This is a genomic window from Microtetraspora sp. NBRC 16547, assembly GCF_030268965.1.
GTDB lineage: Bacteria > Actinomycetota > Actinomycetes > Streptosporangiales > Streptosporangiaceae > Microtetraspora.
Map to the genome: position 1 here is coordinate 22230 of NZ_BSSE01000019.1, position 20596 is coordinate 42825.

At 71.6% G+C, this 20596-nt stretch carries 24 protein-coding genes and 3 tRNA genes; 20 read left to right on the forward strand and 7 right to left on the reverse strand.

The features are described 5' to 3' along the window. The first annotated feature begins 30 nt into the window (after nucleotides 1-30). The 3 genes from QSK17_RS23810 (at nucleotide 31) to QSK17_RS23820 (ending at nucleotide 2208) form a co-directional block, all read left to right on the forward strand. Nucleotides 31-198, forward strand: a complete 168-nt coding sequence (locus QSK17_RS23810; RefSeq protein WP_285707386.1) for a hypothetical protein — start codon at nucleotides 31-33, stop codon at nucleotides 196-198. Then, nucleotides 198-635, forward strand: coding sequence for a DoxX family protein (locus QSK17_RS23815; RefSeq protein ID WP_285707387.1), 438 nt, complete (start codon nucleotides 198-200; stop codon nucleotides 633-635). The genes QSK17_RS23810 and QSK17_RS23815 overlap by 1 nt, the downstream gene beginning before the upstream one ends. A gap of 64 nt (nucleotides 636-699) precedes the next feature. Then, nucleotides 700-2208, forward strand: a complete 1509-nt coding sequence (locus QSK17_RS23820) for a serine/threonine-protein kinase (protein WP_285707388.1) — start codon at nucleotides 700-702, stop codon at nucleotides 2206-2208. Nucleotides 2209-2404: 196 nt separating this feature from the next. On the opposite strand, the gene QSK17_RS23825 is transcribed toward QSK17_RS23820, so the two are convergent. Further along, a complete protein-coding gene (locus tag QSK17_RS23825) occupies nucleotides 2405-3415 on the reverse strand; it encodes a M48 family metallopeptidase (RefSeq protein ID WP_502889277.1) in 1011 nt (336 codons plus the stop codon). Between the two features lie 105 nt (nucleotides 3416-3520). On the opposite strand from QSK17_RS23825, the gene nadD reads away from it, so the two are divergent. After that, nucleotides 3521-4132 carry a nicotinate-nucleotide adenylyltransferase gene (gene nadD / locus QSK17_RS23830; protein WP_285707391.1) on the forward strand — a complete coding sequence of 204 codons (612 nt, stop codon included), beginning with the start codon at nucleotides 3521-3523 and terminating at the stop codon, nucleotides 4130-4132. Nucleotides 4133-4168: 36 nt separating this feature from the next. Here nadD and QSK17_RS23835 read toward each other — a convergent pair whose 3' ends face one another. Continuing rightward, nucleotides 4169-4477 carry an MFS transporter gene (locus QSK17_RS23835; RefSeq protein WP_285707392.1) on the reverse strand — a complete coding sequence of 103 codons (309 nt, stop codon included), beginning with the start codon at nucleotides 4475-4477 and terminating at the stop codon, nucleotides 4169-4171. Nucleotides 4478-4507: 30 nt separating this feature from the next. Between QSK17_RS23835 and QSK17_RS23840 the strand changes: the two genes are divergently transcribed. The 10 genes from QSK17_RS23840 to QSK17_RS23885 all read left to right on the forward strand — a co-directional run bounded on the left by QSK17_RS23840 (nucleotide 4508) and on the right by QSK17_RS23885 (nucleotide 11165). After that, a complete protein-coding gene (locus tag QSK17_RS23840) occupies nucleotides 4508-4924 on the forward strand; it encodes an ArsR/SmtB family transcription factor (RefSeq protein ID WP_285707394.1) in 417 nt (138 codons plus the stop codon). Nucleotides 4925-5111: 187 nt separating this feature from the next. Then, the gene (gene rsfS, locus QSK17_RS23845; protein ID WP_285707395.1) at nucleotides 5112-5516 is read left to right on the forward strand and encodes a ribosome silencing factor; all 405 of its coding nucleotides are present in this window, start codon (nucleotides 5112-5114) and stop codon (nucleotides 5514-5516) included. Nucleotides 5517-5550: 34 nt separating this feature from the next. Beyond that, on the forward strand, nucleotides 5551-6186 hold the full coding sequence (locus tag QSK17_RS23850; protein WP_285707397.1) for a histidine phosphatase family protein: 636 nt from the start codon (nucleotides 5551-5553) through the stop codon (nucleotides 6184-6186). 96 nt (nucleotides 6187-6282) lie between these two features. Then, nucleotides 6283-6355: transfer RNA gene (locus QSK17_RS23855), tRNA-Ala, on the forward strand. Nucleotides 6356-6539: 184 nt separating this feature from the next. Further along, complete coding sequence (locus QSK17_RS23860) at nucleotides 6540-6896, forward strand: hypothetical protein (protein ID WP_285707399.1); 357 nt, start codon at nucleotides 6540-6542, stop codon at nucleotides 6894-6896. Beyond that, nucleotides 6893-7273: a hypothetical protein gene (locus QSK17_RS23865; protein WP_285707400.1), complete on the forward strand. Its 381-nt coding sequence runs from the start codon at nucleotides 6893-6895 to the stop codon at nucleotides 7271-7273. Before QSK17_RS23860 ends, QSK17_RS23865 begins: the two co-directional genes overlap by 4 nt. Before the next feature lie 122 nt (nucleotides 7274-7395). After that, a complete protein-coding gene (locus QSK17_RS23870) occupies nucleotides 7396-7857 on the forward strand; it encodes an SRPBCC family protein (RefSeq protein ID WP_285707401.1) in 462 nt (153 codons plus the stop codon). Between the two features lie 139 nt (nucleotides 7858-7996). Then, a complete protein-coding gene (locus QSK17_RS23875; RefSeq protein WP_285707402.1) occupies nucleotides 7997-9187 on the forward strand; it encodes a CynX/NimT family MFS transporter in 1191 nt (396 codons plus the stop codon). 227 nt (nucleotides 9188-9414) lie between these two features. Continuing rightward, nucleotides 9415-9906: a dienelactone hydrolase family protein gene (locus QSK17_RS23880; RefSeq protein WP_285707403.1), complete on the forward strand. Its 492-nt coding sequence runs from the start codon at nucleotides 9415-9417 to the stop codon at nucleotides 9904-9906. 218 nt (nucleotides 9907-10124) lie between these two features. Then, on the forward strand, nucleotides 10125-11165 hold the full coding sequence (locus QSK17_RS23885) for a DMT family transporter (protein WP_285707404.1): 1041 nt from the start codon (nucleotides 10125-10127) through the stop codon (nucleotides 11163-11165). On the opposite strand, the gene QSK17_RS36250 is transcribed toward QSK17_RS23885, so the two are convergent. Genes QSK17_RS36250 through QSK17_RS23895 form a run of 3 tightly spaced genes read right to left on the reverse strand, consistent with a single transcriptional unit; the run spans nucleotide 11102 to nucleotide 13351 of the window. Continuing rightward, complete coding sequence (locus tag QSK17_RS36250) at nucleotides 11102-11272, reverse strand: SMP-30/gluconolactonase/LRE family protein (RefSeq protein ID WP_352231832.1); 171 nt, start codon at nucleotides 11270-11272, stop codon at nucleotides 11102-11104. The two genes, QSK17_RS23885 and QSK17_RS36250, sit on opposite strands and share 64 nt — an antisense overlap. Beyond that, nucleotides 11265-12440, reverse strand: a complete 1176-nt coding sequence (locus tag QSK17_RS23890; protein WP_285707405.1) for an NAD(P)-binding protein — start codon at nucleotides 12438-12440, stop codon at nucleotides 11265-11267. Before QSK17_RS23890 ends, QSK17_RS36250 begins: the two co-directional genes overlap by 8 nt. Continuing rightward, a complete protein-coding gene (locus tag QSK17_RS23895; protein ID WP_285707406.1) occupies nucleotides 12437-13351 on the reverse strand; it encodes an RNA polymerase sigma-70 factor in 915 nt (304 codons plus the stop codon). The genes QSK17_RS23890 and QSK17_RS23895 overlap by 4 nt, the downstream gene beginning before the upstream one ends. Nucleotides 13352-13446: 95 nt before the next feature. Here QSK17_RS23895 and QSK17_RS23900 point away from each other — a divergent pair. The 4 genes from QSK17_RS23900 to QSK17_RS23915 all read left to right on the forward strand — a co-directional run bounded on the left by QSK17_RS23900 (nucleotide 13447) and on the right by QSK17_RS23915 (nucleotide 16301). Beyond that, nucleotides 13447-13519: transfer RNA gene (locus QSK17_RS23900), tRNA-Ala, on the forward strand. Nucleotides 13520-13655: 136 nt separating this feature from the next. Next, a complete protein-coding gene (locus QSK17_RS23905; protein ID WP_285707532.1) occupies nucleotides 13656-14513 on the forward strand; it encodes a polysaccharide deacetylase family protein in 858 nt (285 codons plus the stop codon). Nucleotides 14514-14696: 183 nt separating this feature from the next. After that, nucleotides 14697-16148 (forward strand): vWA domain-containing protein, encoded by a 1452-nt coding sequence (locus tag QSK17_RS23910; protein ID WP_285707408.1) that lies wholly within the window; start codon nucleotides 14697-14699, stop codon nucleotides 16146-16148. Nucleotides 16149-16225: 77 nt separating this feature from the next. Further along, nucleotides 16226-16301, forward strand: a tRNA-Ala gene (locus QSK17_RS23915). Between the two features lie 203 nt (nucleotides 16302-16504). Here the strand turns inward: QSK17_RS23915 and QSK17_RS23920 are convergent. Together QSK17_RS23920 and QSK17_RS23925 are read right to left on the reverse strand one after the other, a co-directional pair. Continuing rightward, nucleotides 16505-18022, reverse strand: coding sequence for a DUF6297 family protein (locus tag QSK17_RS23920; protein WP_285707409.1), 1518 nt, complete (start codon nucleotides 18020-18022; stop codon nucleotides 16505-16507). Continuing rightward, nucleotides 18019-18675, reverse strand: coding sequence for an ABC transporter ATP-binding protein (locus tag QSK17_RS23925; protein ID WP_285707410.1), 657 nt, complete (start codon nucleotides 18673-18675; stop codon nucleotides 18019-18021). The genes QSK17_RS23920 and QSK17_RS23925 overlap by 4 nt, the downstream gene beginning before the upstream one ends. Before the next feature lie 145 nt (nucleotides 18676-18820). Here QSK17_RS23925 and QSK17_RS23930 point away from each other — a divergent pair, with 145 nt between their 5' ends. Together QSK17_RS23930 and QSK17_RS23935 are read left to right on the forward strand one after the other, a co-directional pair. After that, a complete protein-coding gene (locus tag QSK17_RS23930) occupies nucleotides 18821-19498 on the forward strand; it encodes a peptidyl-tRNA hydrolase (protein WP_285707412.1) in 678 nt (225 codons plus the stop codon). A gap of 66 nt (nucleotides 19499-19564) precedes the next feature. After that, a complete protein-coding gene (locus tag QSK17_RS23935; protein ID WP_285707413.1) occupies nucleotides 19565-20551 on the forward strand; it encodes a hypothetical protein in 987 nt (328 codons plus the stop codon). Nucleotides 20552-20596: the final 45 nt, after the last annotated feature.

Below are 20596 nucleotides of genomic sequence, written 5' to 3' on the forward strand. Positions count from 1 at the left end.
GCGGCGGTGTGGTGGGGCTTGGCTGTGCCCATGGAAATTGTGGTCGCCCTTGGCATGGCGGTCGCGGTGGTCGTCGCCGCCGACCGGCTCATGCTGTGGCTGGAGAGCCGGGGGCACGTCAATTGGCGGCGCACCGGGCCCAGGAGGCTGAATGCGGAGCCTGAGACGGAGCTGGAGCTCCTGTTGAAGGACTCGTGATGAAGCGGGCGCTCTACGCCGTCGCCGCGCTGGTCGGCCGGTCGGTGCTCGGAATCATCTTCATCACGCACGGCTGGGAGAAGTACGGCAACGGGGTCGACGCCACGGCCGCGATGTTCGCCGAGGCAGGCGTCCCGCTGCCGCGTGTCTCGGCGGTGTTCGCCATCGTGGCCGAGCTGGGCGGGGGCTCCCTGCTCATCCTGGGGCTGCTCACGTCCCTCGCGGGGATCGCGGTCGGCATGGTGGCGGCGGGGGCCTTCCTCTACGTCCACGTGCCGCACGGGGCCGGCGACGGCGGCCTGGAACTGGTTCTGGCGCTCGGCGCGCTGGCGCTGGTCATCGCGGTCGCCGGACCGGGCTGGCTCAGCCTCGATCACCTGCTCGTCCCACGCATCTTGGGGCGTCGCCGCCAGGAGGCCGTCCCCGCGTCGGTCTGATATCCGTTCCGCCCGGCGTGCCTCCCCGGATTTGTCCGCGGAGGCCGCTAAGGTTGTCCCTCCTATGGGTGGACGTCTGGGGCGGGTCGGCGCCTACGCGCTGCTGGAGCGGCTGGGCCGGGGCGGTATGGGCGAGGTCTACCTCGCGGCCAACCGCCGGGGCGAGCAGGTCGCCGTCAAGATGCTCCGCGACCCGCTCGGGGACGATCCGGACGCCCGATTACGTCTTGAGCGCGAGGTGCGGGCGCTGCGCCGGGTGGAGAGTCCGTACGTCGCGCAGGTGCTGGACGCCGACCTGTCGGGTGACCGGCCCTACCTCGTGATGGAGCACATCGCGGGCGAGACCCTGCTCGACGCCGTGCGCCGCAGGGGCCCGCTTCCCGAGTGCGAGCTGATTACGTTGGCCCAGGACCTTGCGACGGCGTTGGCGATCACGCATGCCGCCGGTGTGGTCCACCGTGACCTCAAGCCGGCGAACGTCCTGATGGGCGTGGACGGGCCGGTGCTGATCGACTTCGGCATCGCCCAGGTCCTCGACGCGACGAGGCTGACCATGACGGGGACCTTCCTCGGCACCCCCGGGTACTCGGCGCCCGAGCTGTTCGCCGACGAGACGGTGGGGCAGCCGGCCGACGTTCACGCGTGGGCGGCGACGGTGGCCTTCGCTGCCACCGGTCGGCCCACCTTCGGCCGGGGGACCGTCGAGTCCCAGATGTACGCGATCCTGCACGGCCAGGCCGACCTCGCCGGGGTACCCGCCGCGCTGCTGCCCCTGATCCGGGCGGCGCTGCACCGCGACCCGGCCAGGCGTCCCACGGCCGCCGTCCTCGCCGACAGGCTGGCCCTGCTCGCCCGCGCCTCTGCCGAGCCTGCGCCCACACCCACGCTCGCGTCCGCGCCCGTGACCCGCAGACGGCGCCGCGCCGCTCAGAAGGAGCACGTCCGCCACGCCGCCAAGGAGGAGCGGCGGCCCGGCCGCTCGGCCACGGAGGAGCGGGCCGCGCGGCGTTCCGGGACGGCGCTGCCCGCCGAGGCAAGGCCGGACGGCGTGCGGGGCCTTCCCCGCGGAAGCGCCACGCTTCTGGTGCTCGCGCTACTCGCGGTGCCGTGCGTGGTGGCGTCGCTGGTCTACCCTCTCGCCACCTTCGCGATCACGGGGACGCTCGTGGTGCTCACCCGGGCCCTGTGGAGCGGCCACTGCCTGGTGCGCAAACGCGAGTCGCCCCGGGCGCGGGGACTCCTGCGAGTGCTGACCTTTCCCCTGACCCTGGCGGGATCACTCGTCTCAGCGGTGGCCTGGCCGGGCCTGCCCGCCGCGGCCGTGGCCTTCGCCGCGCTCTGGCTCACGGCCGGGGCACGCCTGGAGCCCGAATGGTGGACCCAGGCGGTGCCCGTGACGGTCGCGGGGGTCGCCTTCGGCATCGTCACCGGCTGGATCATCGGCCGTGAGGTCGAGCGCGTCGGCGCTCGGGTGCCCGAGCTGCGGCGAGAGGGGCTGCGGGCGCTCGCCGTGCTCGGCGGCTTCGTCGCGTTGTGCGCGGCGGCCGTACGAGCGGTGGCGTTCTTCGTCTAGCTTCGTCTGCTTCCGTTGGCCGCCACCGGCTTCCTGGGCCCGTGGCGTCGCCCTGGGCGTTCGGCTCTCCCCATGGGCGAACGTGTTGCTGTGCTGCCCCGGGGGATGACCCCCGGAACCTCCAGCGTCTAGCTGTCTCTGCGGGCGAACGTGTTGCTGTGCTGCCCCGGGGGATGACCCCCGGAACCTCCAGCGTCTAGCTGTCCCTGCGGGCGAACTTGTTGAAGATGCGCTCTCCGGCGTGGACCGCGCCCTCGGCGACGTCGCGCAGGACGCCGATGAAGGGGTCCTGGGACTGGGACCACGACTCGCGGTAGGAGTTGGCGGCGGCCTTGACCTCTTCGGAGATCTTGGCGTTGGCGTCGTCGGCGCGGCGCGGGTAGTTCCCGGCCAGGATGTCGGCGTACTCGCCGTCACGGCGCCAGCGGTCGAGCTCGGCGACGCGGGTGACCGCGAACGGGTGTGTCGTGCCGAGGAGGTTGAGGACCTTGAGCAGGCCGTCGCGGACGTCACCGCCGGTGTCGTACTCGCGGGCCTGGTCGAGGAACGCCTCGATGTTCATCTCGTGCAGGCGCGAGCCTCCGGCGAGCTTCATCAGCGCGCGCAGCGCGGCGTCGGGGTCCTGCCCGGCGAGCAGGCCACCGCGGTCGGCCGACATCTCGGCCTTGCGCTGCCACTCCTCCAGTGCGGCCACGATGACCCGCAGGCCGATGTAACCGAGCGGGATCCACGCCACGCGGGTGGCCAGGCGGGTGAGGATCTGCAGCATCGTGCCGTAGACGGCGTGACCCGACAGGATGTGCGAGGTCTCGTGCCCGATGACGAACCGGAGCTCCTCCTCGTCCATCAGGTCGAGCAACCCGGTGGAGACCACGATGAACGGCTCGTCGAAGCCGATGGCCATGGCGTACACCTGGGGGTCCTGCTGCACGTAGATCTCGGGGATCCGGTGCAGGTCGAGGATGTATGCGCTGTCGCGGCCCATGTCGTAGAGCCCGCGGAACTGCGTGTCCGTCGTGCGCACCGCGGACGCCAGGAACATCAGGCGCAGGCGGCGCTCGTTGAACAGCCCGGACATGCGCTTGAGCACCGAGTCGAACCCGCTGAGCGAGCGCATCGCGACGAGCGCGGAACGGTCTGCGGGGTGTTCGTAGGCGCGGGAGCTGATGCCGGGCAGCTGCACGCGATTGCGATCGGGAGTGGTCATGTTCCGCATGCTATGTCGGTGGAACCCAGCGCGCGCGAGAGCACCGGAGAGCGTTTTAGAGGGGTACCTCCGGTCTCGTGTGGCTTGCAGGCTAGGGTCCGTTCCATGAGAAATGGGGCGGCGACCAGACGGCTGGGCATCATGGGAGGGACATTCGACCCGATCCACCATGGTCACCTCGTGGCCGCCAGCGAGGTCGCGCACCACTTCCAACTGGACGAAGTGGTGTTCGTGCCGACCGGGCAGCCGTGGCAGAAGGCCCACAAGACGGTCACGGCCGCCGAGGACCGCTATCTGATGACGGTCATCGCGACGGCGTCGAATCCCCGCTTCTCGGTGAGCCGCGTCGACATCGACCGCCCGGGGCCGACCTACACGATCGATACGTTGCGCGACATCTCGGCCCGTTACGGGCCGGACGTGGAGCTGTACTTCATCACCGGCGCCGACGCCTTGGCGCAGATTCTGAGCTGGCGCGACGTGGACGAGCTGTTCAGGATCGCCCACTTCGTCGGCTGTGACCGGCCGGGGCACGCCCTCCTCGACCCCGGCCTGCCGGAGGGAAAGGTGAGCCTGATCGAGATCCCGGCGCTGTCGATCTCCTCGACCGAGTGTCGTGAGCGGGTCGCCGCGGGTGAGCCCATCTGGTACCTCGTGCCCGACGGAATCGTCCAGTACATCAACAAGCGGGGCCTCTACCGGGATCCAGCACGCTGAGCAGCGCATATGCCGGCCGGACCCGGCCCCCTAGGATCAGATCTCGCGCCTGAGCGGGGAGAAGAAGAGCGGCAGCCAGCTGAGCGACATGCAGGCCGCTCCGGCCCACAAGGTCGCGCGGACGCCCCAGAGCTCCCCGACCAGCCCGGCGAGCAGGCCGCCGGCGCCGAGCGCGCCCATCAGGAGCAGCCGCATCGTGGCCGTCATCCGGCCGAGCATCGCGTCCGGCGTGACCTCCTGCCGGAAGCTGACCAGGAGCACGTTGTTCAGGCCGGTCCGGTACGTCAGCACGAACCAGGCCGCGGCGGCGAGCCAGATCCAGCCTCCCCGGTCGAGCAGCGGCACCAGGAGCGCTGGGACGGCGAGACGCTGCGGGTGCCCAACGCGTACGTCTCGGGTGTGCGACCGCTGCGCGGGCTCGGTCTCCTGCTGGTGCCGTCGGTGTTCAGCTGGCCGCGGATCTTCTCGGTCACCTGCCCGCCGTGGCAGCCCACGGTCCGCTATCCGCCGCCCGGGATCGCGACGCTGTGGGAACGCGGGGAGGCGGATGTCCCTGAGGCGCTGGCCGCGGTCCTCGGCAGGAGCAGGGCGCGGCTGCTGGCCGAGCTCGACCAGCCCGCCTCCACCCAGGACCTCGCGGCGCGCCTCGGCCTGTCGGAGGCGGGCGCCAACAAGCATCTGACCGCGCTGCGCAGGGCGGGCCTGTGCACCGCCCACCGCACCGGGCGTTATGTTCTTTATGCCCGCTCGGCCGTCGCCGAGGCGTTGCTCACGGGGTCACCGGGTGGTTGATCGGCGCCACTCCGGGCCGCTTGCCCGGGGTCGGAATCGGGAGGCCGGTGGCGTACGTTGATACGGCGGGACCGCGTCCGGATAGGGTCGGGCGCGAAAATGGGATTGAATCACCCACCGCCCCGTGGGCACTCTTGGAAGAGCCGATCGAGACTCGTGCCCCGGCAATGGAGGACAGAACCACATCGTGACCGTATCTGAGAGATCGCTTCAGCTCGTGAAAGTGGCCGCCGAGGCCGCCGCGGAGAAGCTGGCCGACGACATCATCGCCTATGACGTGAGCGAGCAGCTCGTCATCACCGACGCGTTCGTGCTCTGCTCCGCCTCCAACGACCGTCAAGTCCGCGCGATCGTGGACGAGATCGAGGACAGGCTCCGCATCGAGGCCGACGCCAAGCCGGTCCGGCGCGAGGGCGAGCGTGAGGGGCGCTGGGTGCTCCTCGACTACATCGACATCGTCGTCCACGTCCAGCACGAAGAGGAGCGCACCTTCTACGCCCTGGAGCGGCTCTGGAAGGACTGCCCCTCGATCGAGCTTCCGGAGAGCGTCACCAAGGTGGCCGCGCAGCGGGCCGGCGGGGCGGCCCGGTGACCGAACGCCTCGAGCCGGCGGTGGGGAGGCCCGCATGAGCCGGCGGGTGGTCTGCCTGCGCCACGGCCAGACGAAGTGGAACGTCGAGCAACGTTTCCAGGGGCACAGCGACATCCCGCTGGACCCGACCGGGGTGGCCCAGGCAGCGCGGGCGGCGTCTCTGCTGGCCGCGCTGAACCCGACGGCGATCGTCTCCTCGCACCTGCAGCGCGCCTACGACACGGGGACGGCGCTCGGCCGGCTCACCGGCCTCGGCGTGCTGGTGGACAAGGAGCTGCGGGAACGCGGCGGCGGCGCGTGGGAGGGGCTGACCCGCGAGGAGATCAAGGCGGGGTGGCCGGTCGAGTTCGAAGCATGGGAGGCCCCCGGCGGCGAGGCCGTGGCGGAGGTCGCCGACCGTGTCTCGGAGGCGATCCGGCGCTGGGTCGACCAGCTCCCCGACGACGGCCTCCTCGTCGTCGCCTCCCACGGAGCGGCGCTACGGCTCGGCATCGCCCGGCTCCTCGGGTTGCCCGAGGAGCTGTGGCCCGCCCTGGGCGGCCTCGGCAACTGCTCGTGGTCCGTCCTGGAGGAGGGCCGGCGGGGGTGGCGGCTGCTCGAACACAATGCGGGAACGCTTCCCGAGCCCGTGAACAGCGACGACAGGCCCGAGGCGGTCGTCGACCGCTGACGCGCGCGGCTGCCGTCAGGTGTCGATTAGGTAAACGGCAAATGGTCGCTATATGCTCCTCGGGCGCCGCGTCGAGAAGACTCGAAGCGGTGACCAGGGGCTATAGCGCAGCTGGTAGCGCACCTCCATGGCATGGAGGGGGTCTGGGGTTCGAATCCCCATAGCTCCACCCGATCACTCACGGTCGAGGGCGGCCGGTAAACCCTTCGGCGCCCTGTGCCGCCAGGTCGGTTCGATCAGTCGCGAAAGCCGCTCAAGCCGCTCGGGCGCGATGTTTGGGGGCCGGAGGCGAAATCGGGGGCGGCCGCAGGTGGCGATAGCCTACTGGCCATGCTCCCGACCCCTGACGCGCGATGATCGCTGCCTATTCCGGCTGGCTGATCGGCGCCGCCCTGCTGCTCGCCCTGATCAGTCTGATCACGGCGATCCGGAACCGGCCCATGGGCATCGTTCTGCTCGCCGGGCTCGCCCTGCTCGAGGTTGCCCTGCTCGTCCAGGCCGGCCTGGCGGTGACGCGGTTGTCCGAGCTGGAGCAGGAGACGGCCACGTTCGTCGGCTACCTCGCCGGGACCGTCGTGATCCCGCCCGCCGCCGTCTGGTGGGGCAAGGCGGAGCGCACCCGCTGGGGGCCGGGCGTCATCGCGGTCGCAGGTTTCACGGTCGCCGTCATGACGGGACGGCTCCTCCAGCTCTGGAACGGCACGGCATGAGCGCACCGGTGGCATCGGGGCCGGGACGGGTCCTCATCGCCGTCTATGGCGTGTTCGCCCTCGCGGCCACCGCCCGCGCCGCCGTGCAGATCGCGACGAAGTTCGACGAGGCGCCGCTGGCGTACCTGCTGTCGGCGGTCGCCGCCGTGGTCTACATCGTGCTGACGGTGGCCCTGGCCCGTGGCAGGCGACGGCTCGCCCTGGCGGCGTGCCTGGTCGAGCTCTCCGGGGTGCTGGTCGTCGGCACGCTGAGCCTCATCGACTCCGCGGCGTTCCCGCACGCCACGGTCTGGTCGGGCTACGGCGCCGGTTATCTCTTCGTGCCGCTCGTCCTGCCGGTTCTCGGGCTGTTCTGGCTGCGCCGCCGGACGTCGTGACGGAAGTGCGCGGCGCGGCCGAGACCGTCGGCACGTGACGATCCGCACTGTCGAACCCGACTAGACGGGGTCAGCGAGGGCAGGGCAATCCTCCGAAGCCGCGAGGACAGGAGGAGACGGGCATGAGCTCGATCGAACACTCGGTCAACGTGAACATCCCGGTGCGCACCGCGTACAACCAGTGGACGCAGTTCGAGAGCTTCCCCGAGTTCATGGAAGGCGTGGACTGCGTCAAGCAGGTCACCGACACCCGGACGTACTGGATGGTCGAGATCGGCGGGGTGCGGCGCGAGTTCGACGCGGAGATCACCGAGCAGCATCCGGACGAGCGGGTCACCTGGCGCTCCCTGGACCGGCCGCGCCAGTCCGGGGTGGTGACGTTCCACCGCCTCGACGACGATCACTGCCGGGTCACGCTCAGGCTGGAGTACGACCCCGAGGGCGTGGCGGAGACGGCGGCCGACCTGCTGCAGATCGTACGGAGACGGGTCAGGGGCGACTTGGAGCGATTCAAGACCTTCATCGAGGCGCGCGGCACCGAGACCGGTGGCTGGCGCGGCGACATCCCCGCAGCCCACCAGTAGGGCGGATCCGGAACGAGTGTCGGCGCCAACACGGTGCTGGTGGTACGGCAGTGTTTGCGGTTCATGTCGGGAATGGGCGCTCTGGTACAGTTGTCGAATCATAGGATGAATCGACGCTGAAAAGAGGGTTGTCACCGGCATGACCGCCGTCGTCGCACGCAGGGGCCGAACCGGATCGGTCGCCTGGCTCGTCGGGCTCGGTATCGTTCTCGCGGCGCTCAATCTGCGAACCGCCGTGACCAGTCTGGGTCCCGTGCTCGATCAGGTGAGTGCGGGCCTCGGCATGTCGGGCGTGGTGAGCGGGCTGCTCACGACGCTGCCGGTGCTCTGCTTCGCCTTCTTCGGGGCGTTGACCCCGGCGCTCTCCCACCGTGTGGGCGAGCACCGCCTCCTCCTGTCCGCGCTCGTCCTCCTCGGCGTGGGGCTGTGGCTCCGCTCCGCGGTGAACACCTCGGGCGTGTTCCTCGCGGCCAGCGTGGTGGCGCTGTCCGGCGGCGCGATCGGCAACGTGCTGATCCCGACGCTGATCAAGCGCCATTTCCCCGCGCGGGCCGGGATGATGACCACTGTCTACTCGACGGCCCTGGCCGTCGGGACCATGCTCGCCGCCGCCGCGACCGTGCCCATCCAGCGGGCCGCGGGCGGCAACTGGCACGTGGCACTCGGTGTGTGGGCGGCCCTGGCCGCCGTTTCCGCCATTCCGTGGCTTGCGCTCCTGCGCAGTGAGCCGGAGCGGCACCGGGTCCGCGGGACGGGACCGGGCGAACTGGTCCGCAGCAGGCTGGCCTGGGCGATCGCCGCATACTTCGGCACCCAGTCCCTCATCGCGTACGTCATGTTCGGCTGGCTTCCCCAGCTGCTGCAGGACAACGGTTACACGCCGGATCAGGCGGGGACGGTCCTCGCGGTGTTCACCGGTCTGGGCATCCCGATCTCGATGCTCGTGCCGGCGCTCGCCGCACGGATGAGCGACCAGCGGCTCCTGGTCATCGCGTTCGGGGCCGCGTACGTGATCGGGTTCGCCGGACTGCTCACGGGGAAGGCGCTCTGGGCGTGGACGATCGTCGTGGGCGTGGGCATGGGTTCCTTCCCGCTCGCGCTGGCGATGCTCGCGCTGCGCGCCCGCACGGCCGAGGCCACGGCGGCGCTGTCCGCCTTCGGGCAGAGCGCGGGCTACCTGATCGCCGGCGCCGGACCGCTCGCCGTGGGCGTGCTGTATGAGGTCAGCGGCGGCTGGACGATCCCGTTCGTGCTGCTGTTCGCGGTGGTGGCCGCCCAGATGGTGGCCGGTTGGTACGCGGGCGCGCAGAGGGTCATCGAGGACGAGTAGCGACGAGTAGCACCGTGCGGCCTGCGTCCCTTCGGGGGCGGCGCAAGCCGTACGACTGCGGAGAATCCGCCGGGAGCCGCCCGGCGGCTCCGCTGTATTCGCACACAGAAATGCGATATTTATCAAACAGTATCCGGTAATTTATTTCTCTCTGTTATGATTGAAGAATCCGCTATGGGCGATCAATAGCATTGCGGGCGTAATTCCGATCCGAAAGGAATTCGCCTGTGTGCTATGACGCCGGTGCCGTGCCGCCGATCCATGGGGCGCTCGTCACGACCGCCATATCCGCCCGACTGCCGTTGACCTCCGCCGACGGCGCCGAATTCGCGGCGTACCTTTCCTGTCCGGGGCGGGCGTCCGGTGTGGGCGTGCTGGTGCTGCCCGACAACCGCGGGCTGTCCGGTTTCTACGAGCAGTTCACCGTACGGCTCGCCGAGCAGGGGCACCACGCGCTCGCGATCGACTACTTCGGCCGTACGGCGGGCACGGGTTCGCCGACGCCTGCGCGGACGCCTGGACGCGCGCGCTCGCGTTTCTCGACGGAAATCGCCCGGCCGCATCGGGCGGGGCGTAAGAGTCGGGCGGGGCGTAAGAGAGTGGCCGCCCGAGGCGACCTGACCTCGCCTCGGGCGACCACCATGCAAGAGTACGGCCTGAGCCGCTCTTCGGAAATTCCCTTCGGCAGTCCATTGCCCAGAATATTGATTCGGTCCTGAAATGGGGAGTTCCAACGAGTTCCAGCCGGAAGCGTTCGGACGTAAACCCGCGTGCGCGGTGCCGCGTCCCGCGATAACGTGCACGCGTGCGATCGATCATCTCCCCGCCGCCCGCCCGATAGCGGGCGGACCCTCTCGTGAGCCGGACCCGGGTGGTCTGGCCGGTGGTGGCTGCCCGCTCTCCGGGCCCTTCTCACCACTCACCATGAGAGACATCGATGACGCACGTTCCTGCCCTGCCCGTACGGCGGGGCCTGATCTTCGTGTCCGCCGCCGGGATCGCCTGGGGAACCGGGGGAGCGGTCGGCGACTTCCTGCGGCGGGCGGGAGATCTCAGCCCCGTGGCCGTCACCTTCTGGCGATTCCTCATCGGGGCCGCGCTCCTGCTCGCGGTGACGTTCCTCGGCCGCCCGGCGAGCGCCCGCCGGGCCAACCCGCTCCGGTCGTGGCGGATGATCCTTGCGCTCGGCGCGACCATGGCGATCTCGCAGGTCTCGTACTTCGCGGCGATCGCCGAGAGCGGTGTCGCCCTCGCCACGATGATCACCATGGGGGCGAACCCCCTGTTCGTCGCGGCCGGAGGTCGGCTCCTTCTCGGCGAGCGGCTGAGCCGCGCCGCGAAGGCGGGCGTCGGCGCGGCCGTCGCGGGTCTGGCCATGCTGGCCGGAGGTCCGGGCGAGTTCTCCCCGGCGGGCGTGGGATACGCCGTGCTGTCCGCGGCGGCATACGCGGCGATGACGCTGCTGAGCGGTCCCGCGCGGCCCGGTCGGCCGGATCAGCCCGATCAGCCCGAGCAGCCCGATCAGCTGGATCAAGGGGTTCAGGAGGGTCAAGCGGATCGGCGGGATCAGCTGGGGCGGCGGGATCGGCCTGGTCAGGGGACGCCCGGTGACTCGGTGGCCTGGTCCTTCGCGGCCGGCGCCGTCTGTCTGCTGCCCCTCGCGATGGCTCGCGGCGTCCTCCCCTCCGGTGGGGACACGGGCGCGGCGGTGCTGTCGCTGGCCTATCTGGGCGTCGTCCCGACCGCGCTCGCGTACGGGCTGTTTTTCGCCGGTCTGGGCGCGGTCAGCGGCACCACGGCGGCGGTCGTCGCCCTGGTGGAGCCGCTGGTCGCCGCGCTCATCGGCGTCCTCCTGCTGGGTGAGCACCTCACCGCGCTCCAGCTCGCCGGTGGTGTGCTGCTGATGGCCGCCGTCTACCGGCTGGCGCGGGCCGAACTCACCACCGGCCCGGCGGGGGCGGTCGACGGGGAGAAGTAGTGGATCTCCGCCGCCGGGATGTCCACCCAGAGCAGCTCGCCCGTCTCCGGGAGCCACGTGGGTCCTTCGGCGACCTGGGCGTGCGTTCTCGACGCGATTTCAACCATGGATTCGGAGCCTGGCCGAGCGATCCCTTCCAGACAGCGCGGCCGCCGCCGCTTCGAGTGCGCTGTGGACGGACACCTCGCCGAGCATGCCGGGAGCGGCCACGGAGTCGCCCGCGAGCCAGACGCCGTCGCCCCGGTCGATCGCGGGCCGGTCCCGCCAGGTCAGCCCGGGAAGGTCGAGCGCGCCGGTCCGGCCCGCCGCCACGGCGTCGCGCCGCCAGGTCAGGCGGTCCCGCCAGTCCGGCAGGCCGAGGTCGGCGATCCGCTCCAGCCTCGCGACCGCCGCGGCCTTCGACTCACCCGGCCGCATCGGCATCTCCAGCTGGACCAGGCTCTCGCCGCGAGGCGCGAGCGTCGGATCGGGCAGCGAGTACCGTTCGAGGAAGCCGCCCTCGTCCAGATCAGAGACCATGAACAGGTCGTCCGGCCGCCGGCGTACGGCCAGGTCGAGCAGGACGGAACGGCCGCTCTCCCAGCGGAGGGTTTCGTCCCCGAGCAGGTTCCTGGCCGCGTGCAGCGACGTGGCCACGATCACCGGACCGGCGGGGAGTTCGTCGACCCGCGAGCCGGTCTCGACGCGCACCCCCAGGCCGCGCGCGTGCTCGGCCATCCGGTCGATGACCCGCCCCCAGCCGCCGATGACGTAGCGGACCGTGGGATAGCGCGGCGAGAAGGCGCGCGTGAGGCGTTCCCAGACGAAGGCCGCGGACAGCCTGCCCGGATCGGCGTCGTAGGTGACGACGCCGAGCACGCCCGCGGCGGCGCGCGTGGGCTCCGCGCCGAACCGGCGGCCGGCCCACGAACGGAAGTTCTCGTCCACGGGCGCGCGCACCCCCCGCCTGGCGGTCATGGCGAGCAGGCCCAGCGGCGGCCGCGCCGTCAGCCGGTCGCGGTACCTGAACCTGCTCCGGGCCAGTGCCTTCAGCGGCAGGCTCACGTACGGCTGGACCAGCTTCCGCTCCGCCAGCCACCTGAACGGCGCGCCGTCGTAGAAGACGTGCGTGCCGTCGTTCGCGACGTACGGCGCGGCGGAGGACCGGGCGCGGCCGCCGAGGGTCCGGTGCGCCTCGTGCAGGGTGACGGCCGCGCCGCCCTCGGCGCACGCGATCGCCGCGGTCAGCCCGGCCAGTCCGCCGCCGATGATGGTGATGGTGATGTTTTCGCTCATGTACTCCAGGACGTGCCGCCGGTCGTAATTCGTGACATCTTCTCCGGATTGGCGATGAGATAGACGGACTCGATCTTGCCGTCCGAGACGACGAGGGAGATCACGGTGACGGCGCGGCCCTCGGCGGTCGCCACGAGCGCCGGGCCGCCGTTGATATCGGTGATCTCCAAGCCGATCGAGGTGAGGTCGCCCGCCCCGATCGAGCTCAGGAACCGGCCGACCCCTTCCTCGGACGCGATGGCCATGAGGAACCGTGCGACGTGATCCCGCCCGGTCATCACCCTCAGCGGCGCCTTCGCCTTGCCGCCCCCGTCGCCGACCAGCGTGACGTCCGCGGTCAGGAGCTCCATGAGGCCGTGCAGGTCGCCTTCGGCGCAGGCGCAGGCGAAGCGCTCGGTCACCCGCCTGCGCTCCCGCCGGTCCACGTCGAACCGTGGCCTGCGCGCCTGCACGTGGTCGCGGGCCCGCCTGGCGAGCTGCCGGACGGCGGGTTCGCCTCGGCCCAGGATCCCGGCGATCTCCGCGTACGAGAAGCCGAACGCCTCACGCAACACGAACACCGCGCGCTCCAGCGGTGACAGCGTCTCCAGCACGACCAGCAGCGCGAGCTCCACGCTGTCGGCCAGGCCGGCGCGTTCCGCCGCGTCCGGCGCGGTGCTGACCGGTTCGGGGAGCCACGGGCCGACGTACTCCTCGCGCCGTGCCCTGACCCGCCGCAACCGGTCGATCGCCAGGTTCGTGGTCACGCGCACGAGGTACGCCCTGGGGTTCTCGATCTCTCCCGCGTCCACCTCGGACCAGCGCAGCCACGCGTCCTGCACCACGTCCTCGGCGTCGGCCGCGCTGCCCAGGATGCGGTACGCCACCCCGGTGAGCAGGTCACGGTGACGGACGAACAGTTCGGTGCTCATAAGACCTCAGACCTATCACGGGCCCGCCGGCGTGACATCGCGGCTTTCGGTTACCGTCCAGCGCGCCGATTCCTATACACTTACTGGCGTCGCAAGGGGCTATAGCGCAGCTGGTAGCGCACCTCCATGGCATGGAGGGGGTCTGGGGTTCGAGTCCCCATAGCTCCACTCATTTGATCAGGGCCGACGGTGTTCCAGGAAAGGGACGACCTGTCGGCCTTCGTCGTTTTCCGGCCGGTTCGCTGCCGAAGCCGCCTCTCTGGGCCGTAACATGCCGATCATGCTGAGGCGGCGGTCTCTCCTGATGTCATTGCTCCTCGTCGCCGGGTGCGCCGCACCCCGGACGGAGCATTCCGCGGGCACGTGGCCCGTCACGGCGGGCGTGGGTGCGGCGCCCGCGCCGTCCGGCGAGCCGTCCGCCACACGGGCGACCCCGGAGCCGTCTCCGGTCGCGTCTTCGTCGGCGGCTCCCGGGAGATCCCCGTCGCCGCGTCCGCGCGATCTCGTACGCCACGGGTCGCGGAAGTCGACCATGGTCGCGCTGACCTTCGACGCCGACATGACGACCTACATGGAGAAGCAGCTCGACCGGGGCGAGGTGGACTCGTACGCCAACCCCCGCCTGATCGCGGAGCTGCGACGGCTCAAGGTGCCCGCGACGATCTTCATGACCGGGCTGTGGATCGAGCGCTATCCCCGTGTCGCGGCCGGGCTCGCCGCCGATCCGCTGTTCGAGGTGGCCGACCACTCCTACGACCACGAGGCGTTCAGCACCCCCTGTTACGGCCTCGGCCGTACCGGCGACATGCGGCTGAGCCTCCGCAGGACCGAGGCCCTGCTCGACCGGCTCAACCCCGGCCATCCGCGGTTCTTCCGGTTCCCCGGAGGCTGCTACGACAAGGCGGCGCTGAAGGCGGTCGCCGCCGAGGGCCTGACACCCGTCCAGTGGGACGTGGTCGGCGGGGACGCGTTCGCGACCTCGCCGGACGCGATCGTCAAGCAGACCCTCGACCACGTGCGCGGCGGCTCGATCGTCGTCCTCCACCTCGGCGGCGGCAAGCCCTCGGGGCTGACCGACAAAGCGCTCCCCGCCATCGTCCGAGGACTCAGGGAGCGGGGACTCCGCCCGGTCACGCTCTCCACGCTGGTGGGCCGTCCGTAGCTCCAGTCCCGCCGTCCGGCACCGGTTCCGGGTTTGAGGGGGCCCGGGGCGTTTTCGCGAGGGGGAGACGGCCCGACGCGTATCACGTGATGGGCACGGTTTGCCGTCGCTTGCGTGACGGGCCCGGCCATGCCGTACCGGATGGCGTCGTAAAGGGCGAACGGGAGCCGACGGAGGTGCCGGATGAAGCCACGTTTGTCAGTCCTTATGGGGATCGCCCTGCTGTCAGTTCTTCTCGCCGCCTGCGGCGGAGGCGAGACCCCGTCAGCGGCCGGACGGGCCGCGCCCGGCGACCAGGCGGCCGTGGCCCCGAGGCGGGAACGCGACGCCACGGCCGAGCAGATCTCGACGTTCGCGCTCGACGTCGACACCGCGTCGTACGGCTACGCGCGCCGGGCCATCCAGGAGGGGCGGCTGCCCGAACAGGCCCAGGTGAGAACCGAGGAGTTCGTCAACTCCTTCGAGCAGGACTACGCCGAGCCGGACGACAACGGCTTCGCCGTACACGTCGACGGGGCCAGGACGAACGGCGCCACGCTGGTCCGGGTGGGGCTGCGCACGCGCGGCCTCGCCAAGGAGCAGCGCCGGCCGGCCAACCTGACGTTCGTGGTGGATGTCTCCGGGTCCATGGCTGAGACCGGCCGGCTCGACCTCGTCCGCGCCGCCCTGCACACGCTCGTCGACCAGCTCATGCCGGGGGACCAGGTATCGATCGTGTCCTTCAGCCACTCGGCCCGCCTGATCAACCCCATGGTCCCGATGACGGAGCGCCCGCGGCTCCACGCCGCCATCGACGAGCTGCGCACCGAGGGATCCACCAACCTGGAGGACGGCCTCGTCACGGGATACCAGGAGGCGTCCCGAACCTTCCGCTCCGTGGCCACCAACCGGGTGATCCTGCTCTCCGACGGTCTCGCGAACACCGGCGAGACCGAGTGGCGGGCCATCCTCGACCGGGTGAGTGACTACGCGGGCAAGCAGATCACCCTGCTCTGCGTCGGTGTCGGCCGTGAGTACGGCGACCAGCTGATGGAGCAGCTCGCCGACAACGGGGACGGCTCCGCCGTCTACGTGAGCTCGCAGGAACAGGCGCGCGAGGTCTTCGTCGAACGGCTTCCCGCCAACCTCGACCTGCGTGCCCGCGACGCCAAGGCGCAGGTCGTGTTCAACCCGGCGACCGTCGAGTCGTACAGCCTGCTCGGATACGAGAACCGGGAGCTCGCGCCGGAGGACTTCCGCGACGACTCGCGTGACGGCGGGGAGGTCGGCCCCGGTCACTCCGTGACCGCCCTCTACTGGGTACGGCTCCGAGCCGGGGCGTCCGGGCAGCTCGCGACGGCCACGGTCCGCTGGCTCGACCCCGACAGCCGCAGGCCCGCCGAGATCAGCCGCGCGGTGGACACGCGTGACGTGCGCGGCGATCTGTGGACTTCGGCGCCGCTCCGGCTCCAGGTCGACGCGGCGGCCGCCGCCTTCGCCGACTACCTGCGCGCTCCGTGGGCGGGACGCGGTGAGCGGTTCGGCCTGGGACTGGAGGAGCTGGAGGCCCACGGATCCCGTCTCGCGGCCGCCACCGAGGACCGCGACGTGGCCGAGCTGGCCGACCTGATCCGCCGGACGCGGTCCCTCGGCTGATCGGTTACAGCCTTGGTCGGAAAGTCCTATACACTGGCGTGGCGCCGCAAGGGGAAACCCGCCGCGGGCGTCACCAAGGGGCTATAGCGCAGCTGGTAGCGCACCTCCATGGCATGGAGGGGGTCTGGGGTTCGAGTCCCCATAGCTCCACCAGAGAAAACGCCCTGTTCCTGATCGAGGAACAGGGCGTTCGTGTTGTTGGGCGCCGATAATCCGTTTGCCGTGCCGCGCCCCGTCCTCGTGGCGTGAGCCCGGAATCGGATGCCCCGGCTTAAGGCGGGCCGGGTTTCGTCCTGGCAGGCATGAGCCTCGGCATGGATCGGCCCCGCACGGCTCAGGTGCGGGGCCTTCTCGCGCTACGGCCTGCGGCCGCGGAGGAGGAAGCCGCCGACGGTCAGGACGGTCGCGACCGCCTGGGCCGTCAGGAAGCCGGCCGTCTGCGCGGGATGGAGCAGCAGGGCAGCGAGCGCGGGGGCGCAGCCGAGCACGGCCAGGTCGATCCCGGTGAGGCCCCAGAAGAGGGGGCCCAGCGGGACCGGACCGCCGGGGGTGTCGAGCACCGGCAGCGAGTGGTCGATCGGCCCGCGCCCCGCCATCCGCAGCGCGGCGACGGCAATCGGCGGCGCGCACAGTGGAGCGAAGGCCCACCACGACGCGCCCGCCGCGACGCCCGGCCCGACGAGGCCGAGGGCGGCGAGCGCGGCGGCCAGCCACGCGGCGGCGAGCAGCGCGGGCGGGATCGCCCGCGCGGCCCTCGCCGCCTGCCGCGAGACTCCGGCCAGCCGGATCAGGGTGGGGTTCTCGCTGTCGCGGCGGGCCCCCGCCGTCGCCGAGGCTGCGGCGGTGAGGGCGCCCGCGAGCAGCGTGACCGCGACGGGCGGCGTGATCCCGCCGGTGGCGACGGCGGCCAGCGCGGGGAACGCCGCAGCCGCGAGCAGCGCCGCCAGGCGGGCGGGGCGGCGGCCGAGCCGGCGCGCCTCCACCCAGGCCAGCGCGAGGGGCGCGGGCAGGTGCGGCCAGGGCCGCGAGCGCAGCCGTCGGGCACGCCAGTGATTGTCCTCGGCGATCCACGTGAGCAGCCCGGGCTCCAGCGTGACGATCGCGTCCGTGGCCTGGCCGACCCGGGCCGACGAGGCGATCACCGCCCGGGAGGGGAAGCGGGACAACGCCCGCCACGCCCGTACGGCGAGGCCGGTCGCCGCGAGACAGGCCGCCGCGGCGGCGCCGACGATCGCGCTCGCCGGGACGCGCGGGAGCGCGGTGAGCAGCGAGCGCCAGGGGAGCGCCGCGCCGCTCGCCGCCGCGAGCCCGGCGACGATCGCGAGGGTCGCGAGCACGGCGAGCGCGACCCCCAGCCAGTCCGACTCCTGGTCCCCCCGCTGGGCCAGCACGGCCGTGGCGACCCCGCCGACGCAGGCGGCGACGGCGATGAGGACGGTGCCGGCCACCCGGAGCGTGGCGAGGTCCGGGACCCCGAGCACGACGAGGACGGTGACGCCCAGCACCGCTCCGGCGACGACCGACGCGACAAGCAGCCGCACCGCGGCGGGCCGCAGCACGGCCCGCCGGGTGAGCGGCGACGGCACCAGCCAGGCGGCGTCCGCGGAGGAGACCGTGATCGGTCCGATGAGGCGAGCCAGGGCGATCAACCCCGTATAGGCGAGGACGACGAGGGCGAGACCCGTGCCGATCGTGGCCGGGTCCGCCGTGGCGGCCGGCGCCACGATGCGGTTCCATGCCCGGGACAGCGGCTCGGCGGCGACCGCGCCGAGCACCACGGTGGCGAGGGCCAGCGTGTACCGGTCCTGCCAGGTGCGCTCGCGCTTCGCCCGAGGGGCGCGGATGATCGAGCGGGCGGAGGCGAGGGCGTTCACCGCGCGGCTCCGGCGGCCAGCCGTCCGGAGGACAGGACGGTGTGCCGCGCCCCGGTCGCCTCGATGAGGCCGGGATCGTGGCTGGCCATGACGACGGTCCCTCCGCTCCGGGCGTACTCGGTCAGGATCCCGGCCAGCCGGGTGCGGAAGGCGGTGTCGAGGCCGTGCTCCGGCTCGTCCAGCAGGAGCAGGCGGCTGGGCCGTACGAGCGCGGAGGCCAGGCACAGCCGCTGTCGCTGGCCGGTGGAGAGGGTCAGCGGGACGGCGTCGGCCCGTTCGGTGAGCCCGCAGCGCTCCAGGACCTGGGCGACGTCCGGCCAGGCGTCGTCCACCGGCTCGTGCGTGACCCGGATCAGCTCGACGTGCTCGCGTACGGTCAGTCCGGGATACCACGCCGGTTCGGCGGCGACCAGGGCGACCGCGCGCCAGAACGCGGCGTCGTCGCTCGGCGGCGTGCCGAAGACGGAGACCTCGCCGGAGGTCGGCGGCCGCAGGCCGGCCAGGCAGCGCAGCAGGGTGGACTTTCCCGTCCCGTTCTCGCCCGCGACGGCGACGATCTCTCCCTGACGGACGGTGAGATCGACGCCGCGCAGGACGGGGTTCGCCCCCAGCACGATGTGAAGATCCTTGACATCGATGATCGGCTCAGGCACGACCCGAGCCTAGCCAAATCGGGGCGCCGGTCAGCGGGGGCCGGGGACGCGGGATCGCGGGCGTGCTGTGCCTGGCAGACGCCCTGATGTCGGCGCGGATCGGCGCGAAGGTGAGCGAGCCGCGGAGGGCTGGAATCCTGGTGGGATGAACCAATGGGTCCTCCCCCTCGTCGTCCGGATCGAACGTGCCGCTCCCCCCGAGCGCACCGACGCGCTGGAGGCGGCGGCGCACGCGGTGCTGAACCTGCTCGATCAGGAGGAATGGTCCGAGCCGATCGCGCAGTGGGAGCGCATCGGGATCAGGAAGGTAGTCCGCCGGGCGCGGGGAGCCGAGTGGCGCCGCGTCCTCGATCTGCCGGGAATCACGGTGGGGGTGCGGACGGCCGAGGTGCGTGTGCACCCGCCGGTGCCGCTCGATGACTGGCCCAGGGATCTGCAGCGGCTTCAGGTTTCCGGCACCGATCTGACCGATTCCGGCGTTTCGGACGGGCCGGATCGGGAGGGTGTGGTCCTCTGGGTGAACCCGCACCTGGAGATGACCGCGGGCAAGGCGATGGCGCAGGCGGGACACGGCGCGCAGCTCGCCTGGTGGGGCAGTGACCGGCAGGCCAGGGACGCCTGGCGCGGCAAGGGGCTGGCGGTGGCCGTGCGCACCGCGTCGCCCGAGCTGTGGGCGTCCTTGGTGGACAGCGGCCTGCCCGCGGTGCGGGACGCCGGCTTCACGGAGATCGAGCCGGGGTCGGTCACGGTGATCGCCGACGCCCCCTGGCTCCGGCTTGGCGGCTTCCGCCCCGAGGGCTGGGGGCCGCTCCGCGCCACATGATCCTCGTTCCCGAAGTGTGATGGGGATCGCGCCCGAAATATCGCGATATGCCGTACGCTCCCGATCGTGTCACCTGGGGACTATGGGACGAAAGCTGTTCCGACGTACGTCGCGGCCGAAGCGGAGACGACGCCGCTGCCGAAGATCGTGGTCCCCGCGCCCCCACCGCCGCCCCGCGGCGGCAAGGGGCTCGGCGACCTGCCGATGCACGTCGTCTACAAGTCGATCGCGGCCGTGACGGCCGTCGCGGCGGCGGGTGTCGCCGGATTCGTCTTGTTGAGCGGCGGGGAGGACGACGCCTCCGCGACCTCGGCGATCGCCGCCCGCTCCGCGGTGGCGAGCCCGCCCGCGAGCGTTCCCACCACGAGTGCTGCCACCACGGGGGGCCCGGCCGCGACTCCGATGACGACTCCAGTCGCGTCCCCCCTGGTCGCCTCGCCCGCGGCCTCTTCCCTCGCCTCGCCCGCGACCACGCCCGGGGCGGTCACGGCCGTCATGCAGGCCGCGCTCTCCGACCCCCGGATCCCGGCCCTGCCCGAGCGAGACCGGCAGCTGGGCCGCCTGTACGGCATGGCGGCGAAGACCCGGGGCGCGCTGAAGGACGAGCGGTCCGGGGTCGCCTTCCCCCGGTTCGCCGAGGAGTGGAAGCTCACCCCGGCCAGCCCCTTCGCCACCCGCCAGATGCTGCCCAAGATCAAGGGCACGTCTTTCCGTGGCATGCTGGTGTCCTGCCTGGTGCCGATCCCGGTGCAGGCGAGTCCCAGGGACACCGCCTTCCTCGCCGCCAGGTGGACGCTGAACCACCACCCCTCAGGAGCGACGATCAGGTGGACCGCGTCGCAGCCGATCACGGTCGGCGAGCGGGACGGCTGGCTGCTCGGCTACACCGTGAACTACACGATCAAGGGCAAGCAGCGGAAGGCGGCGGCGGCCCTCGCCCTGGTCGACGTGCCGAAAGACAAGCCCGCGCTAGTGTTTGTGACCATCCCTGACACCCAGAGGAAGCACTGGCGCGACATTAATACCGTCATGTCGCGAATTCGCGTGCTTTAAGAGGCGCCTCTCCGGGGATGATTACGGCCATCCGAATCGGGGGGA